Origin of the sequence: Halomonas sp. AOP7-B1-5 (genome assembly GCF_052353045.1) — a bacterium.
Lineage (GTDB): Bacteria > Pseudomonadota > Gammaproteobacteria > Pseudomonadales > Halomonadaceae > Vreelandella > Vreelandella colorata.
In genome coordinates, this window is record NZ_JBQTDC010000021.1 from 66,840 (window position 1) to 73,090 (window position 6,251).

Genomic DNA, 6,251 nt, shown 5'->3' on the forward strand with positions numbered 1-6,251 from the left:
GTTTGAACGCTTGCTCAAAGCCTAGCAATACTGGCATCACATCCATGCGATTCAAAACATAATACGAGGTATAAGAATGATTCATTCTCTAATGGAAAAAATGGGCGTGGCAACTCATCAATATCAAGGCGGAGATCTTGTGGTGACCACGCCAGTCGATGGCAGTGAAATTGGACGCCTAAAAGTGGCCTCACAAAGCGAAGTGGATACAGCGATTGCCAACGCAGAAGAAGCCTTTCTTGCCTGGAGAAGTGTTCCTGCTCCCCGCCGCGGCGAGCTAGTTCGTTTATTCGGCGATCAACTACGCCAGCATAAAGAAGCACTGGGTGAACTAGTAACATGGGAGTGCGGCAAGATTTTGCAGGAAGGGCTTGGCGAAGTGCAGGAAATGATCGATATCTGCGACCTTGCCGTTGGTCAGTCACGACAACTGTTCGGTCTGACCATCGCTTCCGAGCGACCAGGCCACCATATGCGTGAAAGCTGGCATCCCCTAGGTCCGATTGGACTGATTACGGCCTTCAATTTTCCGGTAGCTCCTTGGGCATGGAATGCTGCACTCGCCCTGGTTTGTGGCAACAGTTTGCTTTGGAAGCCATCAGAAAAAACCCCCTTAACCGCACTAGCCTGTCAGGCACTACTGGATCGCGCTATTGAGCAGTTTGGTGACGATGCTCCCAAGCACCTAAGCCAAGTGATTATTGGCGAGCGAGAAGCTGGTGAGCAGTTGGTGGATGACCCTCGTATTGCTCTTATCAGTGCCACTGGCAGCACGCGCATGGGCCGTGAAGTAGGTCCCAAGGTGGCAGCACGTTTTGGCCGTAGCATTCTTGAGCTGGGCGGTAATAACGCCATGGTGCTCGCCCCAAGCGCGGACCTGGATATGGCAACCCGTGCAATTCTGTTTTCAGCAGTAGGCACTGCTGGCCAGCGGTGCACTACCCTGCGCCGCCTGGTTGTGCATGAATCCATTAAAGACGAAGTGCTATCCCGACTGAAGAAGTCCTATAGCGCCGTTACCATTGGCAACCCACTTAAAGGCAATCTAGTTGGACCGCTGATCGACCACCAAGCTTTTGACGCCATGCAGAGCGTGCTGGCCAAAGCGCGCGAGCATGGCGCTGAGGTGTTTGGCGGTGATCGTGTGGAGATTGCCGGTAGCGATGCCGGCTACTACGTTGCTCCGGCGATCGTTGAGATGACCGAGCAAAATTCGCTGGTGAAACATGAAACTTTTGCCCCCATTCTGTATGTACTTACCTACAAAGAGTTGGACGAAGCAATTGCCACTAATAACGATGTTCCCCAGGGTTTGTCATCATGCATTTTCACTACCGACGTACGCGAAGCTGAAACGTTCGTATCTGCGGTAGGCAGTGACTGCGGTATTGCCAACGTTAATATTGGCCCGAGCGGCGCTGAAATCGGTGGCGCCTTTGGCGGCGAGAAAGAAACCGGTGGCGGCCGCGAATCAGGGTCTGACGTTTGGAAAAGCTATATGCGTCGCCAGACAAACACCGTCAATTACTCTCGAGAACTGCCTTTGGCTCAAGGAATTAAGTTCGACTAAACCTCTCGCTATTGAGGGCCCTCACTTGTCGGGCCCTCACGATAAAATAAAAAGAAGGTGATTTATGCGTGACGATGTCCAAATCGGCCCGACGCCGGGTTTAGTGATGGCAATATTACCGCTCCTTGCCACCACTGCTATTTTGATTTTGCAGTTTTTTGTTTTCTCAGACTTCACCCCCCACATCCCATTGGCTTTCGGCATTATGATTTGCGCGCTTTGTGGGCGCATTCGCGGCGTACCCTGGCAAAGAATGGAAAACTCGATGCTTGAGGTAGTCAAACTAGGTATACCTGCGATTTTTATTCTCATGGCAGTTGGCATGGTTATCGGCACTTGGATTCTTTCTGGCACGGTACCAACGCTGATGTACTATGGCTTCCAACTTGTCTCCCCATCGTATTTTCTCGTTGCTACCTGCTTGGTAAGTGCTTTGGTATCACTTGCTACAGGCACCTCCTGGGGAACTATCGGCACCCTTGGGCTCGCCCTAATGGGGATCGGAGAGGGCCTCGGCATTCCCATGTATTTGACCGGTGGGGCATTGGTATCCGGCGCGTTCTTTGGCGATAAAATGTCGCCTTTGTCAGAAACCACCAATTTAACGCCAGCTGTGTGTGAGACAGATTTATGGACGCACATACGCAGCATGATGGCGACTACCGTGCCGGCCATGTTGATAGCACTTATTTTGTATATCTGGCTGGGTGCCAGCTATGGCGGACAGTTCGAGCACAGCACCGATATAGCCACATTTCGTCAAGCTTTGGACGACACTTTTACCCTTTCCTGGGTAACCCTGATTCCACCGTGTGTCGTTATCGCCCTGGCACTTGCCAAGTTTCCACCCTTCCCCACTATTTTCACCGGGGCAGCGCTAGGCGGGCTGGTTGCGATTGGCGTTCAGGGAGAAACCCTGCACGCAGTATTTGATGCCATGCAAAATGGCTTTAGCAGTAACACTGGCAATACCGCGATTGATGCTCTGTTAAGCAGTGGTGGCGTACTCTCAATGACGTGGGTCGTTACTTTAACGTTCTTTGCCTTAGGTTTTGCTGGCATGCTGGAGGCCTATGGCACCGTAGATGCAATTATTAAACAGTTGATGCGCTTGATTAAAGGGCGCTTTAGCCTGATCGCAACAAGTTCGGGCACCACCCTTGCGGTCAGCACCATCATCGGGGATGTCTATACCACGCTAGTACTGCCAGGCCGCTTACTGAAAGGGCAATATCAAGCGATGGGTTATAAAACATCAACGCTTTCACGCGCGATCGAGGATAACGGCACACTTTCATCTCCCTTGATTCCCTGGAATATGGGCGGCGGTTTTGTGGCATCCACCATCGGTGTCCCCACCTTGGCATATGCGCCTTTCGCTTTTGCTTGCTGGTTATCTCCCTTGTTCGGCCTACTTTGGGGGTTAACCGGCCGTTTTATTCCCCACGAGGATGCCGCCGCCCCCTCCAAAACGACGCTCTCCTCTCAACCAACAGCGTAACAAACAAGGTCGGCCCTTGAGCCGGCCTGCGCTTTTTTCAGGAGATATTATAAAATGCAAACCGCCCTCTCCGAGCGCTGCCTTTGGCTGCAAACAAGCACAGAAGAGCCTTTCCAATACCCGTCACTCGGCCACCATGAAGAAGCGACTGTCTGCGTGGTGGGCGGAGGTATAACAGGCCTTTCCACAGCGCTTCATTTGGCAGAAAAAGGTATCAAAACGACGCTATTAGAGGCAGGGGATATCCCCAGCGGTGGGTCAGGGCGCAATGTTGGCTTAGTCAATGCAGGGCTTTGGATTCCACCCGACGATATCGTAGCCGCTCTGGGTGCAGAGAAAGGCGAGCGTGCGAATACCGTGCTGGGCGGTGCTCCCGCCAAAGTGTTCGAGACTATTGAACGTTACGGCATTCAGTGTGACCCGACACGAGAAGGCACACTTCATCTTGGCCATAATGCCAAAGGAGGCCAAGAGCTTGAACGTCGCCGGGATCAGCTACAAAACCGTGGCGCCCCCGTTACCTTATTAACCGGTGACGCCTGCGAGCAGATCACCGGGACAGCAAAAATTAAAGCGGCGCTGCTGGATAAGCGGGCAGGCACGCTAAACCCCTGCGCTTATACACGTGGGCTTGCCCGTGCCGCTCATAATCTGGGGGCTACGCTTTACTGCCAAAGCGGTGTTACGGGCATTGAGCGACAAGGAGACCGTTGGCGCGTATTGACTCACAACGGTAGCGTAACGGCCGATAAAGTCGTCATAGCCACAAATGCTTACACAGAAGATGCCTGGAACCAGGTTCGCAAACATTTTTTTATTGGTCACTACTACCAGCTTGCTTCAGAACCGCTAAGCGGTGATGCTGCCGATGCAATTCTTCCCGAGCGCCAAGGCGCCTGGGATACCCGTACCGTGCTAAGTAGCATACGCCGTGATAAGGAGGGCCGGCTGCTGCTTGGCAGTCTGGGTAAGGGCGAAGGTAAGCCACTTAGTTATCTTAGTTGCTGGGCGGATACCATTCAGAATCATTACTTCCCAGCGCTTGGCAAAGTACGTTGGGACTACACATGGACGGGTAAGATCGCGTTTACGCCTGACCATACGCTGCGCCTGTTTGAGCCAGCCCCCGGCATTCTAGCAGCGACAGGCTATAACGGGCGTGGTGTGACTACGGGTACCGTTGTGGGTGAAGGCTTTGCCCACTACATAGCCAGTGGCGACGATAGCCTGCTGCCCCTGCCAATTTCACAGCCCAAGCAAATCAAAGCGCGCCCGCTATGGCGCTGTGCTTATGAAAGTGGCTTTGCGCTATATCATGCGGGCCAGTGCTTAAGAGTACTGATCTAATCCAAGCTACATTAGCCGTATGCGCCCTTAAGGGCGCATACTGTTAGCATGGCGCCTCATACGGATGCAGTGGAGCTCATTTGGGCCAACACATGCTGTTTAGAAGCCTGTTCCCGTTCGGCATAAAGCGCCAGTTCATCGGTCACTTGAGCACCTAGCGCCTCTTCAAAAGCATCCCGATTGGCGTTACCCGCATAGGCTGCGTTCTCGCCTCCGCCTAAGTTTGACTGGAAGATACCTGCCGCACTAACCGGCAAGAAATCTTCATAGGTAATCGGTTGCGCTTCCACCAGCCCTTGAGCGATCAAGGCGTCGATATCAGCATTGACACCGCCTGAAGCGGCTTTACCGGCCTCTGTCAGGTGGTAGTGAAAGTAAGCCAGGTCTTCTCGGCGCATTGCTTCATCGCTATCAGGCATGGCGGCAAATACCTTGTCCATAACCGCCTGGTGGGCGTTGTTATCAAGCCCCGCGGCTTGTTTACGCCCTTCATTAAGCAGCTGATCGTAAAGCGCGCGCCCTTTCGGCGTGAGCGCCATGCCGCGCTGCTCGATTTCGCCAAAGCGGGCAGTATGCGTACCTTGGGCATCGCCTGCAAAGCGAATCGATTCTTCTAATGCCTTAAAGCTTGTCTGGCGGAGTAAAATGGGCGCTTCACGGCGCGGCGGGCCTTCGATGACTGCCTTCGGGTTCATGCCAACGCTTGGCATACGGCGCTGAACTTCGTCGATATCCAACGTGCGCGGCGTTAAATGGTTGATATGCGGCCCGCGAAAACACACCACATCGGCAATCAGACGGTGTTCATCGCTCAACGCCTGGTAGGTGTCCAGGTCGACCGTGGCATCCTGGTGCCAGCGGAAGGTTTCCAAGGCCTCCTTGACGAACTGATCCGCCTCTTCAGAGGTTAATCCGCCCTGGGTTTCAAAACGCTCAATAAGCTCACGAGCGGCGGGCGTGAAAATATCCCGCTTGGCCAGAATTTCTTCGGCACGCTGGCGCAGCGTCTCGCTCTCGATGAGTTCCAGACGCAGCAGCGAGGTAAAAACGCGAAACGGGTTGCAGGCCAGCGCGTCATCCTCAACCGGACGAAACGCTGTGGAGTGAACCGGCACCCCAGCTTCAGAAAGGTCGTAATAGCCCACCGGGTACATTCCCATCACGGCAAACAAGCGGCGCAGCATGGATAGCTCTTTGGCTGAGCCCACGCGAATCGCCCCGTGGCGTTCTACGCTAAGGCGCGCAAGCTCGCCCTGGGCTTCCAGGCGGCGGCGTAGCGCTGGCTGCTGGCTAAGCGTTTCCTGGTTTACCTGCTCGACCAACTCCAATAGCGTGCCGTACTGGGGCACTTCCGTTTGGTACATCACTGACATGGCTTTGGAGAAACGATCGCGGATATCATTGGTAGCTAAAAACAGTGCGTTGTTCATTTCACAGCTCTCTATGCATATTGTTACGGTGAAAGGGAATGTTCGATTTTAGTTGTGCTAATAGTGCCTGAAAGGGATGTTGTAAGCTTATATGGGAAAAGCGCTTTACCTGACTTCGGCACGAATAGCCCGTCGCCAGCAGTCTTCCCGCGTTCCCGGGGGCGTCCACCTGCGGCTGCCAGGACTGGGCATAAATCGTTTTGGACGTTTCTGCGTTACGGGTTTCATGGCCATAGGTGCCTGACATTCCACAGCAGCCCGTCGCTGCCAGCTCAAGCGTGAGCCCAAACGCGGAAAATACCTGCTGCCATGCTTTCGGGCTGCCCGGTGCATTGGTCTTCTCTGTGCAGTGAGACAGCAGCGTAAAGCCGGGGTCGCTCAGGGAAAGATGACTCTGCGCCAA

Annotated in this window: 4 protein-coding genes and 1 pseudogene; 3 read left to right on the plus strand and 2 right to left on the minus strand. The window is 53.9% G+C overall.

Annotation, left to right across the window (positions count from 1 at the left end):
* Nucleotides 1-76 precede the first annotated feature (76 nt).
* The 3 genes from amaB (at nucleotide 77) to amaA (ending at nucleotide 4,418) form a co-directional block, all read left to right on the plus strand.
* Entirely contained in the window at nucleotides 77-1,570 is a 1,494-nt protein-coding gene (gene amaB, locus ACT3XD_RS11775) for an L-piperidine-6-carboxylate dehydrogenase (RefSeq protein WP_192538659.1), read from the plus strand.
* 64 nt (nucleotides 1,571-1,634) lie between these two features.
* A complete protein-coding gene (gene nhaC / locus ACT3XD_RS11780) occupies nucleotides 1,635-3,071 on the plus strand; it encodes a Na+/H+ antiporter NhaC (protein WP_172116940.1) in 1,437 nt (478 codons plus the stop codon).
* A 54-nt stretch (nucleotides 3,072-3,125) separates the two neighbouring features.
* Nucleotides 3,126-4,418: an L-pipecolate oxidase gene (gene amaA, locus ACT3XD_RS11785; RefSeq protein WP_172116939.1), complete on the plus strand. Its 1,293-nt coding sequence runs from the start codon at nucleotides 3,126-3,128 to the stop codon at nucleotides 4,416-4,418.
* A gap of 56 nt (nucleotides 4,419-4,474) precedes the next feature.
* Here the strand turns inward: amaA and hglS are convergent, their stop codons facing one another.
* Nucleotides 4,475-5,848 carry a 2-oxoadipate dioxygenase/decarboxylase HglS gene (hglS, locus tag ACT3XD_RS11790; RefSeq protein ID WP_192538660.1) on the minus strand — a complete coding sequence of 458 codons (1,374 nt, stop codon included), beginning with the start codon at nucleotides 5,846-5,848 and terminating at the stop codon, nucleotides 4,475-4,477.
* Between the two features lies 1 nt (nucleotide 5,849).
* Nucleotides 5,850-6,251, minus strand: a pseudogene (locus tag ACT3XD_RS11795) (FAD-binding oxidoreductase); the annotation flags it as partial.